This window comes from Kitasatospora sp. NPDC094028, assembly GCF_049543595.1.
Taxonomy (GTDB): domain Bacteria; phylum Actinomycetota; class Actinomycetes; order Streptomycetales; family Streptomycetaceae; genus Kitasatospora.
In genome coordinates this window covers 1-529 of the sequence record NZ_JBMVFA010000136.1, presented here as the reverse complement: position 1 = coordinate 529, position 529 = coordinate 1, and the positions used below count along the sequence as shown (strand labels likewise).

1 protein-coding gene is annotated in these 529 nt (G+C 66.9%); it reads right to left on the bottom strand.

Annotated features, from left to right (window positions below; all coding sequences use genetic code 11):
- The coding region (argS, locus tag ACPC54_RS42345) for an arginine--tRNA ligase domain-containing protein (RefSeq protein ID WP_498973113.1) at positions 1-529 on the bottom strand (529 nt) is incomplete at both ends.

Here is a 529-nt window from a genome sequence, read left to right as displayed (position 1 = left end):
GACAGGTCGGTGGCCGCGTAGCCGTAACCGCCGTCGGACTTCTGGACGATCAGCGGGACCGGGTTGCCCTCCGGGCCCTTGATGTCGTCGAAGAACACGCAGAGCGCGCCCTCGGAGCGGACCGCGACACCGGACTCCTCCAGGAGGCGGCAGGTCTCGGCCAGCATGTCGTTGTACCCGGACTCGCCGACGATGTCGGGATCGCGGACCTCCATGTCCAGCTTCTCGAATACGGAGAAGAAGTAGATCTTCGACTCGTCCACGAACTTCTGCCAGATGGCGAGCGTGTGCGGGTCGCCGGCCTGGAGGTCGACCACCCGGCGGCGGGCGCGGGTCTTGAACTCCTCGTCGGAGTCGAAGAACTTGCGCGCGGTCTTGTAGAGGCGGTCCAGGTTGGACATCGCCTCCTCGCCGGAGGCGGCGGTGTCCTCGGCGGACGCCTTGTGGTCCAGCTCGTGGGGGTGCTCGTCCAGGTACTGGATGAGCATGCCGAACTGGGTGCCCCAGTCGCCGATGTGGTGGCGGCGCA